General features: G+C 71.7%; 12 protein-coding genes, 1 tRNA gene and 3 pseudogenes. 9 read left to right on the top strand and 7 right to left on the bottom strand.

What is annotated here, in order from left to right; all coding sequences use genetic code 11:
* Positions 1-61: 61 nt before the first annotated feature.
* On the bottom strand, positions 62-1,558 hold the full coding sequence (locus ACIBW9_RS18125) for an arabinofuranosidase catalytic domain-containing protein (RefSeq protein ID WP_398956061.1): 1,497 nt from the start codon (positions 1,556-1,558) through the stop codon (positions 62-64).
* 697 nt (positions 1,559-2,255) lie between these two features.
* Here ACIBW9_RS18125 and ACIBW9_RS18120 point away from each other — a divergent pair.
* Positions 2,256-2,446: pseudogene (locus ACIBW9_RS18120) on the top strand (oxidoreductase); the annotation flags it as partial.
* Positions 2,447-2,494: 48 nt separating this feature from the next.
* Here the strand turns inward: ACIBW9_RS18120 and ACIBW9_RS18115 are convergent.
* From ACIBW9_RS18115 to ACIBW9_RS18100, 4 genes are read right to left on the bottom strand one after another with little or no spacing between them, the layout of a single operon-like run.
* Positions 2,495-3,820, bottom strand: coding sequence for an LLM class flavin-dependent oxidoreductase (locus ACIBW9_RS18115; RefSeq protein ID WP_398956059.1), 1,326 nt, complete (start codon positions 3,818-3,820; stop codon positions 2,495-2,497).
* The gene (locus tag ACIBW9_RS18110; RefSeq protein WP_398956057.1) at positions 3,817-4,881 is read right to left on the bottom strand and encodes an aliphatic sulfonate ABC transporter substrate-binding protein; all 1,065 of its coding nucleotides are present in this window, start codon (positions 4,879-4,881) and stop codon (positions 3,817-3,819) included. Before ACIBW9_RS18110 ends, ACIBW9_RS18115 begins: the two co-directional genes overlap by 4 nt.
* 46 nt (positions 4,882-4,927) lie before the next feature.
* Positions 4,928-5,659 (bottom strand): ABC transporter ATP-binding protein, encoded by a 732-nt coding sequence (locus tag ACIBW9_RS18105; RefSeq protein WP_398956055.1) that lies wholly within the window; start codon positions 5,657-5,659, stop codon positions 4,928-4,930.
* Complete coding sequence (locus ACIBW9_RS18100) at positions 5,656-6,552, bottom strand: ABC transporter permease (protein WP_398956053.1); 897 nt, start codon at positions 6,550-6,552, stop codon at positions 5,656-5,658. The genes ACIBW9_RS18105 and ACIBW9_RS18100 overlap by 4 nt, the downstream gene beginning before the upstream one ends.
* 915 nt (positions 6,553-7,467) lie before the next feature.
* Here ACIBW9_RS18100 and ACIBW9_RS18095 point away from each other — a divergent pair.
* The 5 genes and pseudogenes from ACIBW9_RS18095 to ACIBW9_RS18075 form a co-directional block, all read left to right on the top strand.
* A complete protein-coding gene (locus ACIBW9_RS18095) occupies positions 7,468-7,617 on the top strand; it encodes a hypothetical protein (RefSeq protein ID WP_398956051.1) in 150 nt (49 codons plus the stop codon).
* A gap of 29 nt (positions 7,618-7,646) precedes the next feature.
* Positions 7,647-7,850, top strand: a pseudogene (locus ACIBW9_RS18090) (F420-dependent methylene-tetrahydromethanopterin reductase); the annotation flags it as partial.
* Positions 7,851-7,926: 76 nt separating this feature from the next.
* Positions 7,927-8,850 (top strand): LLM class F420-dependent oxidoreductase, encoded by a 924-nt coding sequence (locus tag ACIBW9_RS18085; RefSeq protein WP_398956049.1) that lies wholly within the window; start codon positions 7,927-7,929, stop codon positions 8,848-8,850.
* Positions 8,851-8,923: 73 nt separating this feature from the next.
* A complete protein-coding gene (locus tag ACIBW9_RS18080; protein ID WP_398956047.1) occupies positions 8,924-9,748 on the top strand; it encodes a DUF1684 domain-containing protein in 825 nt (274 codons plus the stop codon).
* 502 nt (positions 9,749-10,250) lie between these two features.
* Positions 10,251-10,700: pseudogene (locus ACIBW9_RS18075) on the top strand (PP2C family protein-serine/threonine phosphatase); the annotation flags it as partial.
* A 201-nt stretch (positions 10,701-10,901) separates the two neighbouring features.
* Here the strand turns inward: ACIBW9_RS18075 and ACIBW9_RS18070 are convergent.
* A tRNA-Pro gene (locus ACIBW9_RS18070) sits at positions 10,902-10,975 on the bottom strand.
* Positions 10,976-11,085: 110 nt separating this feature from the next.
* Positions 11,086-12,534: an MFS transporter gene (locus tag ACIBW9_RS18065; RefSeq protein WP_398956046.1), complete on the bottom strand. Its 1,449-nt coding sequence runs from the start codon at positions 12,532-12,534 to the stop codon at positions 11,086-11,088.
* A gap of 224 nt (positions 12,535-12,758) precedes the next feature.
* On the opposite strand from ACIBW9_RS18065, the gene ACIBW9_RS18060 reads away from it, so the two are divergent.
* The 3 genes from ACIBW9_RS18060 (at position 12,759) to ACIBW9_RS18050 (ending at position 14,892) form a co-directional block, all read left to right on the top strand.
* The gene (locus tag ACIBW9_RS18060) at positions 12,759-13,343 is read left to right on the top strand and encodes a TetR/AcrR family transcriptional regulator (RefSeq protein WP_398956491.1); all 585 of its coding nucleotides are present in this window, start codon (positions 12,759-12,761) and stop codon (positions 13,341-13,343) included.
* A gap of 120 nt (positions 13,344-13,463) precedes the next feature.
* The gene (locus ACIBW9_RS18055) at positions 13,464-13,877 is read left to right on the top strand and encodes a BlaI/MecI/CopY family transcriptional regulator (protein WP_398956044.1); all 414 of its coding nucleotides are present in this window, start codon (positions 13,464-13,466) and stop codon (positions 13,875-13,877) included.
* A 4-nt stretch (positions 13,878-13,881) separates the two neighbouring features.
* Positions 13,882-14,892: a M56 family metallopeptidase gene (locus ACIBW9_RS18050; RefSeq protein ID WP_398956042.1), complete on the top strand. Its 1,011-nt coding sequence runs from the start codon at positions 13,882-13,884 to the stop codon at positions 14,890-14,892.
* Positions 14,893-15,165: the final 273 nt, after the last annotated feature.

Raw genomic sequence — 15,165 nt, 5'->3', positions numbered from 1 at the left:
TGGGGGGTGCATGAGGACCCGTGGCCGGGTGTGAGCCGGCCACGGGAGGGAGCCGTTCAGGTCAGTTGAGACTCCACTGCTGGTTGGACTGACCGTTGCAGGTCCAGAGTTCGGCCAGTGCGCCGTTGGCCGTGGAGGCGCCGGTGACGTCGAGGCAGAGGCCGGACTGGGTGCCTTTGACGGTGCCGTCGGAGTTCACCTGCCACTGCTGGTTGGCACCCCCGTTGCACGGCCAGGTCACCACCTTGGTGCCGGCGGACGTCTGGTTGTTGTAGGCGTCCAGGCACATCTGGCTGCTGCCGCTGTACACGGTCAGCTGCCCCGAGGACGTACGGGTCCAGGTCTGGTTCGCGGCGCCGCTGCAGTCCCAGATCTGCACCTGCGTACCCGCCGTGGTGGAGGAGTTCGGCACGTCCAGGCACTTGCCCGCGCCCACCGCGTGCAGCGCACCGGTGCCCGTCCCGCCGGAGGAGGCATTGCTGTATCCGGCCGCGGTGATGTTGGCCTGGACCGCGTTCTCGGTGGCGTCCGACGGATAGCCGGAGGTCATCACGCCCTCGTAGAAGGTGCCTTGAGCGCCCTTGCTGTTGTCGCCGCCGATGCCCAGGATGATGGCGCCCTGTTTGCGCATCGGGTTGTAGCCCGCGACGTTGGGACGCACTCCGTCGTAGAAGGTGGACAGCGAACCGGACTGGGCGTTGCCGCCGCGGATGGCCCAGTGGTTCGGGCCGCCCTTGATGATGGCGGTCGTGTAGCGGTAGTTGATCGTCGGGTCGTTCGCGTTGTAGTGCTGGTTGACCCCGGAGAACAGGCCGTTCTCCAGGTCGGCCATGATCCAGGGGCCGTTGCCGCTGCCGTAGCCCCAGACCTTGATGTTGCCGAAGTAGATGGCCTCCATGGTGCCGTTGCCGTCGTCGTTGCTGTCCGTCTCAGCGTTGCCGTAGTCGAAGCAGCAGCCGCCGTTGTAGTGCGTGCCGTCCAGGACGGCGTACATGCCCTCGGGGCTGTCCCCGGTCGCGATGCCGTTGGTGTGGTTGTTGCGGTATCCCGTGCCGGGCGCCACGAAGATGCCGTAGGCCTTGTGACCTCCCACCGTGGTGGGCGCGGCGGTCGCGTTCGCCAGGTTGTCGGGGCCGCCCGCCGCGCCGCCGCCGGGCGCCTGGGTGAGGTTGTTGCCGCGGCCGGACTGGTCGTAGACGACCGTGATGAGACAGGTCGTGCCCGAGCAGAACGAGTCCTGGGCGGCGGCGTCGGCGTATCCGCCGGCGCTCAGGACGCCGATGTTCCTCGTGGTGTTGTCCGAGGCCCGGCGGACCTGGTAGAGCGGCCCGTTGTACGAGGCGTACAGCGCTCGTGTCGTGCTGTGCGCGGCGACGCAGGGGGTGCCGCCTGCCGCGTAGATGTCGCACGGCCCGGAGGTGGCGGCCCGGGCCGTGCCGGCTGTGGCCGCCGCCAGAGCACCGGCGACGAGCGCGGCCGCGGTCCCCGCCCGGGCGAGGGTCTTCCACCTGGCCCGGGCCGAGCGCGTTTTCCCGAGTAACCGCTGGAGACCATCCATCCCGAACGGCGTTCGATATCTCGTACGTATGGTTCCCATCTGATCTCCCTACCGTGCCGGCGCAACCCGGTCGGGTTGGTGGGGGCGCAGGCGAATGCCCACGCGCTTGAACGTGCCGTTTGTTGCAGTGGGATTGCAGAGAGGCTTCGGAGAAGGTGCGGAATCGATTCGACTGCTGATTCCCGCGGTTCGCAAGCCGTCGGCGGCGTCGAAAAGTTGCGGTGTGACGGCGGGCGGGCGACGCCGCTACCGCCCGCGGTGCGGGTGCTGTGGGCCGGGCACGGGTGCCCGAAGGGCGGTTCCTCACCACCCCGGTGCCCGCCATCCTGCCGGTGAGCAGGAGCGCAGGGCCATACCGGGGCTTCGGAGGACCGGTTGGGGACGGATGTCGGCCAAGTCGGCAACGCTTGGGCCCGCGTGTCGCGCCGCCTCCGCTTCACGGGAGGCCATTGACCACGGTCACCGCCGCTGGTGACGTCCGTCGAAGCGCTTACGCGGAACCGGTTCGCTCTCCGCACGGGCGTCTGCCGCGAGGACCCGCCGGCGTCTCACGCGGCACCTTGTGCCAGCCCGCAACGGGCTCACCCGTGCAAGGCACTTCGTTGGGAGCGTGGTCGACGGCGCCGCACGGGTCGACCTGAATGTGCCGCTGTCCCCCTCCGGCAGAGACCATGACCGTTGCGGGGAGTCCTGCACCGTATCGCCGCCGTCCGAGTCCGAACTCGCCGACGGCATCTCCGACCGCGCCGCCAGGCGGCCATGAACACCTGCCGCGCCGTGGCGCTGCCCGCCTCCGCCGTCGCAGAAGCCATCGCCTACGCCAGTTCCCGGCCTTCGCCGGTCGACGTCAACGGGATCGTCGTCCGTTCCGCCGCCGGCGCCCAATGATCCGCGGCAGCGGCGGGAGTCATGAGTGGGTCGCCGGCGGAGGGCCGGTCAGGCATGGAACTGGTTCGCCGGGACCGGGAGTCCGTAGTGCTCGCGCAGCGTCGTGCCCTCGTACTCCTCGCGGAACAGGCCCTTGCCGCGCAGGATCGGCAGGACGTGCTCGGCGAAGGCCGCGAGGCCCGACGGCAGGGCGGGGGCCATGATGTTGAACCCGTCCGCCGCGCCGCCCTCGAACCAGGCGATGATCGTGTCCGCGATCTGCTCGGGCGTGCCGACGAACTCGAAGTGGCCGCGTCCGCCGCCGAGCCGGGAGATGATCTGCCGGACCGTCAGCTGCTCGCGCACCGCGAGGTCGATGATCAGGTCGGAACGGCTCTGTGAGCCTTCCAGCTTCGGCCTCGCGAGGATGAAGTCCGGCAGCGGCTCGTCGAGTTGGAAGACCGACGGCTCGGTCTCGAACACGGCGGCCAGCTGGCGCAGCCCGTACTCCGGGACGCGCAGCTCGTCGAACTGCCGGGCCAGCGCCCGGGCCTCCGCCTCGGTCGACCCGATGTACGGGACGATCCCCGGCAGGACGATCACACGGTCCGGGTCGCGGCCCGCGGCCCGGGTGCGGGCCTTGATGTCGGCGTAGAAGGCGGCCGCCCGCTCGTACGTCGTGTGCGCGGTGAAGATGGCCTCGGCGTGGCGGGCCGCGAAGTCCTTGCCGTCCTCGGAGGAGCCGGCCTGGACGAGCAGCGGGTAACCCTGCGGCGGGCGCTCGACGTTGAGCGGGCCCGCCACCTGGAAGTACCTGCCCTCATGGCCGAGCCGGTGCAGGCGCTCGGGGTCGGCGTAGCGTCCCGTGGACCGGTCCGCGACGACGGCTTCGGACTCCCAGCTGTCCCACAGGGCTTTGGCGACCTTCAGGAACTCGTCGGCGCGGGCGTAGCGTTCGGCGTGGTCTGGCCGGTTGTCGAGGCCGAAGTTGGCGGCCTCGTCGGCCCCTGCCGAGGTGACGATGTTCCAGCCGGCGCGGCCGCCGCTGACATGGTCCACGGAGGCGAGCCGGCGGGCGAGGTTGTAGGGCTCGTTGTACGTCGACGACACGGTCGCGATGAGGCCGATTCTGCTGGTCACCTGGGACAGCGCGGTCAGCAGGGTCAGCGGTTCGAGCTGGCCCGGCGGGCGGAACTCGCCGGTTCCGATGAGCGCGGGGCCGTCCGCGAGGAACAGCGAGTCGAACTTGGCGCTCTCGGCCAGCTGCGCCAGCTCGATCCAGTGCCGCAGGTCGAAGTCCGCGCGCGGGTTGCTGTGCGGCAGCCGCCACGCCGCCTCGTGGTGGCCCGCCTCCATCAGGAAGGCGTTGAGGTGGAGCCGCCGTCTCGCGCTCATGAGGTGACCTTCAGCTGGGAGCTGTCGTAGCCGGCCGGGAGGAGGTTGTCGACGATCGACTTGACGTCGACCTTCTTGGTGATCTGCCCCGCGTCAAGAAAGGCGTCGGCCAGCTTCTGCTCCAGTGCGATGTCCGCCGGCACCACCGGGGTCACCCGGTTCGAGTAGGCGGCCAGGGACGCCTTGGCGTCCGCCGGCGGGATGCCCTGCTCCTGCGAGAGCGCCTTCGCGTACTGGTCGGGGTTCTTCACCGCCCAGGCGAACTCCCGCGACAGCCTCTTCAGGACGTCGGTGAGCGCCGCGCGCTTGGTCCTGTCCTTCAGCGACGTGTCACTGGCGACGTAGTAGCTGCTGGTCTGGTCGATCGGCGGGAGGCCCTTCACCAGGATCCGGGCGCCGTTCTTGACCGCGATGGCCGACTGCGGGTTCCAGATCGACCAGGCGTCCACCTTGCCGGTGTTGAAGGCGGTCGCGGCGGCCGCCGGGTCGAGGAAGACGAGTGTGGCGTCCTTGGGGGTGAGACCGACGCTCTTCAGCGCGTTCAGGGCCAGGCCGTGGGCCGAGCTGCCCTGCGGGACGGCGATCCTCTTGCCCCGGAGGTCGGCGGCCGTCTTCAGCGTCGAGCCCTTCGGCACGATGATGTTCTCCACCGCCTGGTCGGGCGTGAGCGACCGGTTGACGGCGACGACCTTGAAGCCGTACTCCTTCGCGGCCCCGGTGATCGGCGGGACGTCGCCGACGCTGCCCAGGTCGATGTCGCCCGACGCGGCCGCCTGCACCAGCGGCGGGCCGTAGGTGAAGCGGGCGAACTTCACCTTGTACGGGGCGTTGTCGAAGACGCCCGTCAGCTTCGCCAGGGCCTCGCTGCCGTCACCGCCGTTGTCGCCGACGGTGAAGGTGTACTTGCCCCACTCGGGGTGCTTGGCCTCGCTCGCGTCGACGGCGTTCTTCAGCGGCGCGGCGGTGTCCGACGACGAGCCGCAGGCGACGAGAGTGCCCGCCAGGGCGAGCGTGCCGACGGCGCCGATGACTCTGCTGGTTCTCTTACGTGTGGAACGCATGGGATGTGGTGTGCTTTCTGTGCTGGGTGAGGGTGTCGGGGGTGGTTCAGTGCTGGCCTGCGAGGCCGAGGTCTTCCAGGAGCCGGGCGCGCAGTTCCTCGCGGGCGACGCTCGCTTCGCGGTCCGCGGCGGACAGCCGCACCTCGAGTGAGGTGCCGATGCGGCCGCTGCTCATGACGACGATGCGGTCCGCCAGGGCGATCGCCTCGTCGACGTCGTGGGTGACGAGCAGCATGGCGGCGTGGTGCTTGGTGCGCAGGGCCCGTACGAGGTCGTGCATGCGCAGCCGGGTGATGGCGTCGAGGGCCGCGAACGGCTCGTCGAGCAGTACGAGTTCGGGCTCGGAGACCAGGGCCCGCGCGAGCGACACCCGCTGGGCCTCGCCGCCGGAGAGCTCCTTGGGCCAGGCCTTCTCCCGGCCCGCCAGGCCGACCTCGGCGAGGACGTCGCGGGCGCGCTGTTCCGCGTCGGGTCCGTGCAGTCCCAGCGTGACGTTGCGCAGGACGCGCTGCCAGGGCAGCAGGCGGTCGGCCTGGAAGACGATCGCACGCCGGGCCGGGACCTCCACCCGGCCCGCGTCGGGCCGGTCGAGTCCGGCGAGCAGCCGCAGCAGGGTGCTCTTGCCGCAGCCCGAAGGGCCCAGCAGGATCACCAACTCCTCGTCGCCGACGGTGAGATCGAGGTGGTCGAGCACCACCCGGTCACCGAACTGACGGACCACCTGCTCGACGACGACCCCGGTCTGCCGACGCGGCTCGGTCGCGGCGATGCTGCTCATGACGCCTCATAACTGGGGCGCCACCTCAGCAGCACCCGCTCCAGAGCCCGGACGAACTGATCGGCGAGCAGACCGAGGAGCGAGTAGATCACCAGCCCCACGAAGACCTGGTTGGTCTGCAGATACGTCTGCCCCTGGGTGATGAGGAAGCCAAGTCCCTTGTCCGCGTTGACGGTTTCCGCGGCGACGAGGCCCAGGACGCTGTACGCGAGGGAGAACCGCAGACCCACCAGGAACCCCGGCAGCGCTCCCGGCACCAGCACGCGGGTCACCAGCCGCCATCGGCCCGCGCCGGTCGTGCGCGCCATCTCGATCAGCCGCTGGTCGACGCCCCGGATCGCGGCGAACAGGTTGAGATACATCGGGACACCGGCCCCGAAGGAGATCAGCAGCACCTTGGTGAGCTCGTCGATGCCGAACCACACGATCATCAGCGGCAGCACGGCGAGGAGGGGGATCGTGTTGAGTACCTGCACCACGCCGTTGAACAGGAACTCACCGCTGCGCAGCAGCCCGCCGAGCACGCCGGTGACGATGCCCGTCGTCAGACCGATCGCGAGCCCGATGCCGGCCCGCTGCAGCGAGATGGCCAAGTCCGGTCCGAGGACGCCCTGTTGCCACAGATCGGCGGCGGCCTTCACGATCGAGGTCGGCGCCGGGGCATAGGTTTCGGCCAGCACTCCGGCGCGGGCGAGGACCTCCCAGGCGACGAGGATCACGACCGGTGTCGTGTAGATGCCCAGCGGCCAGCGCAGCCGCTCGCGCAGCGTGGTGAGCGGCGTCCGGCGGCGGGCGTCGCGCGGCAGGAACACCTCGCGTTGCCGCGCACTGGTGGGCTCGGCGGCCGGGACCGGCTTGGCGAGAGCCGCGGCCGGGATACGGACCTCGGTCATGACGCCACCGCCGGCGCGTCTTCGGTGACCGAACGGATGCGTTCGGTGAGCTGACGGATGGACACAGGCATGGGGAGGCCCTTCTGGCAGGAAGCGGGCGCACCGCTGGGTGCTGAGGGGTGAGGAGCGGGAGCGAACGACCGGTTCGCGACGGTCGAACGGGGACTTGGCAGTCGGTGCGGCCGCGACGCAGGGACAGCGGCGACCACCGGACGGCACACTGCGCCCGCAGACACTTCTCCCTCAGCCGGGAAGGGCAGACGTGAGGTGGGGCCGGAGAAGAGTCGCTCAGGACGCGGACACGAAGATCCCGAAGGGGGGCATCACCGGACGCCGCCGGGACCGCTTACCGGGTCAGCGACAACAAAACGCGCTGGAGACGTGCGCCAGATCGATGTGGCGCCGCCGGGTCAGGTCCACGCGCGGGTTCATGGAACGGGAGTTCAGCAGAGGTCCACCAGGTTGGTCAATAACTTCTCGGACAGGTCTTGCATTGCGGACACCGGGAACTTCCCCGTCTCTTCTGGTCGCATCTCTCCTTGCCTTTGCCCCGTACGTCAGGGCTCAGCATGCGCGCGCCCCGCGCCGACCGATCGTCACCGCTCGGCCCGCCTCCCAGGATCAGGATCCCGCCACGGCCACTCCCCTGCCGTCCACCACCCGCGAGATCCGGCTCGTCACCGCAGGCGCCCCCGAGGGTGTGCCACTGCCGCCTATCCACGCCGGTGACGTGCTCTTCGGCCTCGCGGTCGGCGAGGTCGTCGCCGTGGGCCCGGGCAGTGCGCTGCGGCCGGGCGACAGCTCACCCGGATCGCCGAGGTACGTCCCGGCGACACGGTCTTCGTCACCGGGGCGGCGGGCGCGGTGGGGACCCTGGCCGGCCCGATCGCCAGACTGCTGGGCGCCGGAAGGGTCATGGGCAGCATCCGCTCGCCGGCCAAGGCGGAGCGGCTGCGGGCGGAGTCCGGCTACGACTCGGTGGTGGCACCCGGCCGCCAATCCCCCCGGTTCGTCGAGCAGTTGCGCGGCGGCACCCGAAGGCATCGACGTCCTCGTGGCAGCTGACCGCCGCGCTCACGGTGGCGCGCCGCGGACGGCACGGCGCGATCGACGGCTTCAACGTCACGCCGTACCTCATCCCCGACGGCCTCGACGACATCGTCGACCTGCTCGTCCCGGAACTGCAGGAACGCGGGCTCTACCGCACCGACTACACCGGCAGCACGCTCCGCGACCACCTCGGGCTGCGCGAACCCCTCACCCACCGGTCCGCACCGGACCAGCGGCAGGCCGGCTGACCACCACACACGGCTGACACAAAGCTGTCACACAGGGAGCGGAATGCGGGTTCGCCAAGCGTCCGTTCTGACTGACATGACTGTGGGAGTAGCACTCAACGCATCCGACGCACCGAACCAGGTCGACGCCACCGTGCAGCTGGCCCGGGAGGCAGCGGCCGCCGGGCTGCGGTCGGCCTGGTTCGGTCAGACCTTCGGCGCGGACTCACCCCAGCTCGCGGCGATCGTCGGACGCGAGGTGCCCGGACTGCAGGTGGGGACCTCCGCGATCCCCGTCTTCGGCCGCCACCCGCTGCTGGTCTCCAGCCAGGCCCAGACCGCCCAGGCCGCGACGCACGGCCGCTACCACCTCGGTCTGGCCCTGGGCACGAAGCTGCTGACGGAGAGCGGCTTCGGCCTGCCCTTCGAACGCCCCATCGCCCGCCTGCGGGAATTCCTCACCGCGCTACGGCAGTTGACCGAAACCGGCACGGCCGACTTCCACGGCGAACTGCTCACGGCCACCACCCCGGTCCCGGCGCGCGTCCCGGGCGCCGAGAGCGGCGTCCCCCTGCTGGTCGCCGCGATGGGCCCGCAGGCGCTGCGGGTCAGCGGTGAGCTGGCGGACGGGATCCTGCCGTATCTGGCGGGACCGCGCGCCCTGGCGGACCACATCGTGCCCGCCCTGACCGCGGCGGCCGAGGCCGCCGGCCGTCCCGCGCCCCGGATCGTGGCCCTGGTGCCCGGCGTGCTCACCGACGACGTGGACGCGGTGCGGGCGAAGGCCACCGAGAACCTCGCCTTCTACGAACAGATCCCGTCCTACGCCCGCGTCATCGGACTCTCCGGCGGCCGACGGGCCGCCGACCTGGCCGTGATCGGCGACGAGAAGGCGGTCGAGGCCGAGGTACGGCGCTACCGGGACGCCGGCGCCACCGAGGTCGTGTTCTCGAGCACCGAGATCGCCGGAGAGGCGGACCGCCGGCGCACCTGGGCCCTCCTCGGCGAACTGGCCGACTGAGCAGGCCCCGACCCCAGCCACCTGCACCCGTATCCCTGCGCGAGGCCGAGCCTCGCGGCACGAAGGAGACCGTATGACCACCGAGGCCACCGCGACGGACCTCCAGGCCTTCACCGAGATCTGGCTGGACTGGTACCGCGCCCAGGAGACCCGGCTCGCCGACCCGCACGGGTTCCTGGCGATCACCGGCCAGCACTGGCTCGACGACCGGCCGCAGCGCTTCCCCGACGCACCCGGTGCCTGGCACACCGGCCCCGAGGGGGTCGTCGTCACCCTCGACGACGGCGAGGAACTGGTCGTCGACGGAACCCCGGTGCGCGGTGAACACCGCTTCGGCGTGCTTCCCGAGCGCAGCGACGTCCACGCGGTCTGGGGAGACGCCGTCATCGAGGTCGCCAAGCGCGGCGGCAACGACATCGTGCGCCCCCGGCACCCGGACGCGCCGCTGCGCACGGCCTTCACCGGGACTCCCACCTACGCGCCCGACCCGCGTTGGGCCGTGACCGGCCGGTACGTCCCCTTCGACGAGCCGCGGCCGACGACCGTGGGCGCCGCGGTCGAGGGCCTTGAGCACGTCTACGACGCTCCGGGCAGGGTCGAGTTCGAACTGGACGGGCAGCAGCTGTCCCTGACCGCGTTCCCGGGACGCGCTGCGGGCAGTCTGTTCCTGCTCTTCACCGACGCGACCTCCGGGGTCACCACCTACGCCGCCAACCGGTCCCTGGCGCTCGATCCGCCCGCCGCCGACGGCACGGTCGTCCTGGACTTCAACCGCGCCGCGAACCTGCCCTGCGCCTACACGGACATGGCCACCTGCCCGCTGCCCCCGGCCGAGAACCGGCTGCCGGTGGCCATCGAGGCGGGCCACAAGATCCCCGTCGAGCGCGGCGGTTCCTGAAGCGCCACTGCCGACCACAGCTCCTGCGCCGGGCTGCGGGAGGTGTGGGGGGGGGGGGGGGGGGGGGGGGGGGGGGGGGGGGGGGGGGGGGGGGGGGGGGGGGGGGGGGGCGGCGCCCGGCGCGCGCGCCCCCCCCCCCCCCCCCGCCGCCGGGCGCGAGGAATCGCACGCCCCCCGGGTACGACGTCCCCGCGCGGTACCGTCCTCGCGGCCCGGGGCGTGCGGGAGTCCGCTCCGGCTCGAAGCCACCGCGAGGACGAGGGCGGGGTCTGCGCCGCCGGGCGGGTAGCCGGATTTCCGGTCCGCAATCCTCAGACGTGGCAAGAGCGACACCGACAGGTCGCATTTCAGCCTGCACGTCCCGGATGATCGGCGTCGCAGATATTCACACGCGCAACCACCGCTTCTTCCGTCGCTGCCCGACCTGGCCCGGCACTCGGATGTCGCGGTGCGCTATCTGCCCGCGACCGGGTCACTGAACGTGTGCGGCGACTGGTACGACATGGTCAACCTGTCCGACGGCCGGTTCGCGGTGGCGGTCGGCGACGTCGTCGGCCACGGCCTGGAGGCGGCCGCCGTGATGGGCATGCTGCGCAGTGCGCTCAGTGCCGCGATCCGGGCACTGGAGTCGCCCGCCCGGGCGCTGGAGGTGCTGGGCCTGTATGCACGGTCCGTCGACGGGGCGCTGAACACCACCGCCGTGAAGGCACTCGTCGACCCCCGCAGCCAGTTGATCATCTACAGCAACGCGGGACACCCGCCGCCGGTCCTGATGCAGCCGGACGGCACCTGTGACCTGCTGGACAAGGCCACCGACCCGCCGCTGGGAGCCCGGCCCCAGCACGTGCCCCGCCCACAGGCCGGTCAGCCCTACGAGCCCGGGGCCACCCTGGTGCTGTACACCGACGGTCTGATCGAACGACGCGGCGACGACATCGAGAAGGGAATCGCCCGCCTGGTCGAGGTCCTGCGCCTGCACCGCACCCTCGGCCCGGACCGCCTGGCCGACACCTCCTGGCCCACCTGGGCGTCGCAGGGGGCGCCCTCGACGACATCGCCCTGGTCATCGTCCGGCTGTGACGTGCGCCGCGGCCGGACCCCGCACAGAAGAAGGGCCCTCACAGGCTGTCGCCTGCGAAGACCCTTCACACCGTCGGGACGACAGGATTTGAACCTGCGACCCCTTGACCCCCAGTCAAGTGCGCTACCAAGCTGCGCCACGTCCCGGTGCGCTTCCCGCGGTGAACCGCGTGATCGCGCAGGTCAACCTTACCGTACCTACAGCGGTGTTACGGCCTGGGCCGATGGCCGACCCGGCAGTCCGGGTCGGCCCCGGGTCAGCCGCGGGTGCCGGATGCGGCCGCTTCCGGCTCGGCGGGGGTCCGGTCGGCGATGCGGGCCGGAGCGGTGAGGCGGGCCTTGCGGGCCGTCGGGACCAGCAGGGCCGCCAGTGCCGCGGCCAGGCACAGCACCGCCAGCAGGGCGAAGCCGTGGGTGTAGCCGGAGGCGTACGGCAGGCCCGAGGGCTGGAGGCGGCCGGTGACCAGGACGCTGGTGACCGCGGCGCCGATGGAGCCGCCGATGGTGCGGATGTTGGCGTTCATGCCGGTCGCGGCGCCGGTCTGGGAGGCCGGGACGCTGCCGACGATCAGGTTCGCCATGGAGGCGAAGGCCAGTCCGATGCCGAGGCCGAACACGCCCGAGACGACGGCGACTTGCCACTGCGCGGAGTGCCAGAGGGCGAGCATGCCCAGGGCTACGGCGCCGAGTGCGGCGCCGGTGGTCAGGAGGGACTTCGCGCCGACCACGGGTTCCAGACGGCCGCTCAGGATGCCGGAGAGGAACATCGCCACCAGCATGGGCAGCATCAGCAGGCCGGAGGCCGTGACGCTCGCCCCGAAGCCGTAGCCCGCGGCGGCGGGCGTCTGGACGAAGGCCGGCAGGAAGGACCAGAGCGCGTACATGCCCGCACCGAACAGCAGGGCGGCGGTGTTGGTGGTCCACACGGCCGGCAGCCGCATGACACGCAGGTCGATCAGCGGGGTGCGGGAGCGGGCCTCGGACAGCAGCCACAGGGTGAACAGGGCCGCGGCCGCGGCGAACAGGCCGATCACCTTCGCGGAGCCCCAACCCCACTTGCCCGCCTGGCTCAGCGGCAGCAGGAGGGCCACCAGCCAGGCCGAGAGCAGGCCGGCGCCCAGCCAACTGACCTTGCCCTGGGCCCGGTTGGGCGACTCGGGTACATAGCGCAGGGCGATGAGCACGGTGGCCGCGACGACGGCGACCGGGATCCAGAACAGCCAGCGGTAGTCGAGCGCGGACACGATGGGTCCGGCCGCGACGATGCCGACGCCGCCGCCCGCGGCGATCACCGCGGACAGGTTGCTGATGCTGCCGCTGACCTGGGACGGGGCGAACTCGTCGCGGATGATGCCGAAGGAGAGCGGGAAGAGCGCGCCGCCGACGCCCTGGACGACCCGGGCGACGATCAGGACGCCGATGTCCGGGGCGAGCGCGGCGAGCAGACAGCCGAGCAGCACGACGAACAGGACGGCGACCAGGGTGCGCTTCTTGCCGATCAGGTCGCCGACGCGGCCGAGGATCGGGGTGAAGACCGAGGCGGACAGCAGATAGGCCGTCATCACCCAGGTCGCGGTGGACTGGGAGGTGTGCAGCGCATGCTGGACGGTCGGCAGGGCCGGCGCGATCAGCGACTGCAGCATGGCGAACACACCGGCGCCGGTCGCGAGGACCGCGAAGGTGAGACGGGTGGGCTTGCGGGGCATGAAGGGCCTCTCCGAACGAGCGGGGTGCGGCCGAGGTTCTCGGGCCACGGTCGTGCGGGCCCGGAGCGCCGGTGGGCGGGTTCGGGCACGCCGACGGCCGCGGTGAGCGGTCGCGGAAAGGTGTGGACGTACCGTCCACTGGTAAAGTGGAGGTGTACCTCCACTCTAGCGGAGGCACACCTCCGCTTCAAGTACCGGAGGCACTCCTCCGTATCGATCCAGCTCTGGAGGCACCCGTGACGTTCCCCGTCGGCGAGATCGTGGCGTCCCGGCGGCCGCACCGCAAGGACGCCGCACGCAACTACGACGCCCTGCTGGACGCGGCCCGCGAGGCGTTCGCGGAGCACGGCTCCGACGCCTCCCTGGAGGACATCGCGCGTCGTGCGGGCGTGGGCATCGGCACGCTCTACCGCAATTTCCCGACCCGCCGCGATCTGTTCGAAAGCGTCTACGCGAGCGACGTCAACGAGCTGTGCCGGGTCGCGCAGGAGGTCGCCGGGCTGGAGCCGTGGGAGGCGCTGACGGCCTGGCTGCGCCGGTTCGCGGGATACATGGTGACCAAGCGGGCCGTCCGCGAGGCCCTCAACGACGAATCCGAGATCTTCCAGGCCTGCCGGGAGTCGATGTACGCGGCGGGCGGCCCGTTGTTCGAGCGGGCCCAGGCGGCGGGCGAGGCGCGCAAGGACATGGACTTCGTCGACCTGCTGCGGATGGTGGCCGGCATCACGGCCACGGCCTTCGACGACGACGCCCAGCGCGATCGCATCCTGGCGATCGCACTGGACGGGGTGCGCACCACCGTCCGCTGAGACTGCCGAGCGCCGGGCGCCGGACGGTCGGTCCCGGGAGGCCGGACCCATGTCCTACATGTCGTAGTGGAATGACGGATAGGCTGAGCCACCGAGCGACGAAGGACGGTGAGGTGAACAGTGCACGACCGGGAGGGCGAGGCAGTCGGCAGGCGGGCGCGCGGTGAGCTGGAGAGCGGGGTGCTCGCCACGCTGTGGGGAGCCGAGGAGCCGCTGACCGCACGGCAGGTCCGGGACCGGCTGCCCGGCGATCTCGCCTACACGACCGTGCTGACGATCCTGTCGCGGCTGTACGACAAGGGCATGCTCGTCCGGCACCGGGCAGGCCGCGGCTACGCCTACGCACCCGTCCGCGACGAGGCCTCCCACACCGCCGATCAGATGCACGCCCTGCTCGAGCACGGCTCCGACCGCGAGGCGGTCCTCAGCCGCTTCGTCTCCGAACTGTCCCAGGAGGACGAGCAGTTGCTGCACCGGCTGCTGTCCGACCAGGACACCGGCGACGACTCCGGGCACGCCGGCAAGGAGCCGTGAGCCGGTGCGGATCAGCGTCTACGTCCCTCTCCTGGTCACCGTCGTCCTCGCGGTGCTCGTCCCCGGTCCCGCACGGCGGCTGGCTCCGCGTCCGGCCGCCTGGGCGCTGGCCTGTGGCGCTCTGGTGACGGCGCTGGGCTGGCTGGGGTCGCTGGCCCTGCTGGCCTTCGCCGGGTTCGCGCGGATCCCGGAGGTCGCCGCGGAGGGCCGGTGGTCGGTGTCGGAACTGAGCGCCGACGACCCGGTGTACCTCACCGTCGCGACGGCCGCGGCCCTCGCCCTGGCCGCCTCCTGCGCCGGGCTCGGGGTGGCCGCCGTACGCCAGGTGCGGCAGCTGAGGTGGGCGCGCCGGGAGTGCCGGCGGCTGTCGGGCGACACCGAACTGGCCGTCCTGGACGACGCGTCACCGACCGCCTTCGCGCTGCCCGGCGCACCCGGGCGGATCGTGGTCTCCCGCGGCATGCTGCGCTGCCTCGGTGACAGCGAACGTGAGGCGCTGCTGGCTCATGAGCGGGCGCATCTGCGGGGCAGGCACCATCTCTTCCAGACCTTGTGGCGGCTCACCGCGGCCGTCAGTCCGCTGCTGCGCCCGCTGGCCGCGACGGGCGGTTTCATCCTCGAGCGCTGGGCGGACGAGGAGGCCGCCGCGCAGGTCGGCGACCGGCGCATCGTCGCGCGCTCGGTCGGCCGCGCCGCGCTCGCCTCCGCGGCACACCCGCCCCGCACGGGCCTGCTGGCCGCGGCCGGAGGCGCGGTACCGCAGCGGGTACGCGCGCTGCTCGCGCCTCCCCCGCCACGGCGGGCGCTGCCGTTCGTCGGGGGTGCGTTGCTGCTGGCGGTGTGCTGCGCCAGCCTGGCGAACGCCGTGTCCGACAGCGAGGCGATGATCGAGAGCGCGAGGCGGGCGGCGTACGCGTCAGAGATGAAGACGGCGGGAGTCCCCGGCGAGCCGGTGCGGCAGCTCGGGCACGGGGACGAGTGGTGCTGCCTCCGTGACGGTCAGCGCGGGCACTGATCGCTCGGCGGTCAGGCGGACAGATCCGGTCCGGCGATGTACCGGACACGACGGTCGGTGTGGTTCCGGCAGGGCGGGATCGCCGATGGAGGCGATCAGGGCATCGGTGAAGCGGTGGGCGTCCAGGACCAGGAACGGCCTCACGCCCGCCACCCTGACAGAACCACATGGAGCCCGGCCAACGGTTATCACCCGCTACCGCTTCGACCGGGGGCGACCACCGCGCAGCCGGGCCTGCAGCGCTCGACGACCGCGCGGAGCTCGGGCCCGGTC

The organism is Streptomyces sp. NPDC049541 (assembly GCF_044465725.1).
GTDB lineage: Bacteria > Actinomycetota > Actinomycetes > Streptomycetales > Streptomycetaceae > Streptomyces.
Note: the sequence above shows the minus strand (reverse complement) of the source record. Positions and strands in the feature narration are given on the sequence as shown.

What these genes read in the sequence shown, in the direction of transcription:
- ACIBW9_RS18110 (WP_398956057.1), bottom strand. Translation starts at nt 4,881, where the DNA reads ATGCGTTCCACACGTAAGAGAACCAGCAGAGTCATCGGCGCCGTCGGC.
- ACIBW9_RS18080 (WP_398956047.1), top strand. Translation starts at nt 8,924, where the DNA reads ATGACCACCGAGGCCACCGCGACGGACCTCCAGGCCTTCACCGAGATC.
- ACIBW9_RS18085 (WP_398956049.1), top strand. Translation starts at nt 7,927, where the DNA reads ATGACTGTGGGAGTAGCACTCAACGCATCCGACGCACCGAACCAGGTC.
- ACIBW9_RS18125 (WP_398956061.1), bottom strand. Translation starts at nt 1,558, where the DNA reads ATGGATGGTCTCCAGCGGTTACTCGGGAAAACGCGCTCGGCCCGGGCC.
- ACIBW9_RS18100 (WP_398956053.1), bottom strand. Translation starts at nt 6,552, where the DNA reads ATGACCGAGGTCCGTATCCCGGCCGCGGCTCTCGCCAAGCCGGTCCCG.
- ACIBW9_RS18095 (WP_398956051.1), top strand. Translation starts at nt 7,468, where the DNA reads ATGGGCAGCATCCGCTCGCCGGCCAAGGCGGAGCGGCTGCGGGCGGAG.
- ACIBW9_RS18115 (WP_398956059.1), bottom strand. Translation starts at nt 3,820, where the DNA reads ATGAGCGCGAGACGGCGGCTCCACCTCAACGCCTTCCTGATGGAGGCG.
- ACIBW9_RS18105 (WP_398956055.1), bottom strand. Translation starts at nt 5,659, where the DNA reads ATGAGCAGCATCGCCGCGACCGAGCCGCGTCGGCAGACCGGGGTCGTC.
- ACIBW9_RS18065 (WP_398956046.1), bottom strand. Translation starts at nt 12,534, where the DNA reads ATGCCCCGCAAGCCCACCCGTCTCACCTTCGCGGTCCTCGCGACCGGC.